This is a genomic window from Rhodococcus sp. SMB37, from assembly GCF_004345605.1.
Taxonomy (GTDB): Bacteria; Actinomycetota; Actinomycetes; order Mycobacteriales; family Mycobacteriaceae; genus Rhodococcus.
The window spans coordinates 1-1,102 of sequence record NZ_SLVY01000052.1 but is presented as its reverse complement, the minus strand read 5'-3'; the positions used below and the strand labels follow the sequence as shown (position 1 = coordinate 1,102).

1 protein-coding gene is annotated in these 1,102 nt (G+C 62.1%); it reads left to right on the top strand.

The genetic code is table 11. From position 1 onward, the window contains the following. Positions 1-14: 14 nt before the first annotated feature. On the top strand, positions 15-1,102 hold a 1,088-nt coding region (locus EV641_RS29105), incomplete at its 3' end, for an aromatic ring-hydroxylating dioxygenase subunit alpha (protein WP_132476980.1).

Here is a 1,102-nt window from a genome sequence, read left to right as displayed (position 1 = left end):
CGAAAGGTAGAGCCTTGCCACACTTCACCAAACCGGCCGCAGGAAGCTGGACCGAGAACTACCCAGACATCGGTACCGCCCCGGTCGACTACACCGACTCGATCGACCCCGCCTACTTCGAAGCCGAACGCGAAGCAATCTTCAAGCGCACCTGGCTCTACGTCGGCCGCGTCGAACAACTCCCCCGCGTCGGCAGCTACTTCACCAAAGAACTCCCCTCCGCCGGACCCGGCACCTCCCTGATCATCGTCAAAGGCAACGACAGCAAAATCCGCGCCTTCCACAACGTCTGCCGCCACCGCGGCAACAAACTCGTCTGGAACGACTACCCCAACGAGGAAACCGCCGGCAGCTGCAAGCAATTCACCTGCAAATACCACGCCTGGCGCTACAGCCTCGAAGGCGAACTCACCTTCGTCCAGCAAGAAGGCGAATTCTTCGACCTCGACAAGGCCGACTACGGCCTCAAGGACGTGCGCTGCGAAACGTGGGAAGGGTTCATCTACATCAACCTCGACCCGGGCGCCATCCCCCTGGTCGACTACCTCGGCACCTTCGCCAAGGGCCTCGAAGGCTACCCCTTCGGCGAAATGACCGAGGTCTACAGCTACCGCTCCGAAATCAACGCCAACTGGAAGCTGTTCATCGACGCCTTCGCCGAGTTCTACCACGCACCCATCCTGCACATGAAGCAGGCAGTCAAGGACGAAGCAGACAAACTCGCCGGCTACGGCTACGAAGCCCTGCACTACGACCTGCAGCCCCCGCACTCGATGATCTCCTCCTGGGGCGGCATGGCACCGCCCAAGGACCTCAACATGGTCAAGCCCATCGAACGCGTCCTGCGCTCAGGACTGTTCGGCCCCTGGGACCAACCCGACATCGACGGCCTCACCGACGACCAGCTCCCCACAGCACTGAACCCCACCGGATTCCACAGCTGGGGCCAGGACTCCTTCGAGTTCTTCCCCAACATGACCCTGCTCATCTGGAAGCCGGGCTGGTACCTGACCTACGCCTACTGGCCCACCGCCGTCGACAAGCACATCTTCGAGGCCAGCCTCTACTTCGTGCCCCCGAAGAACGCCCGCGAGCGCCTCGC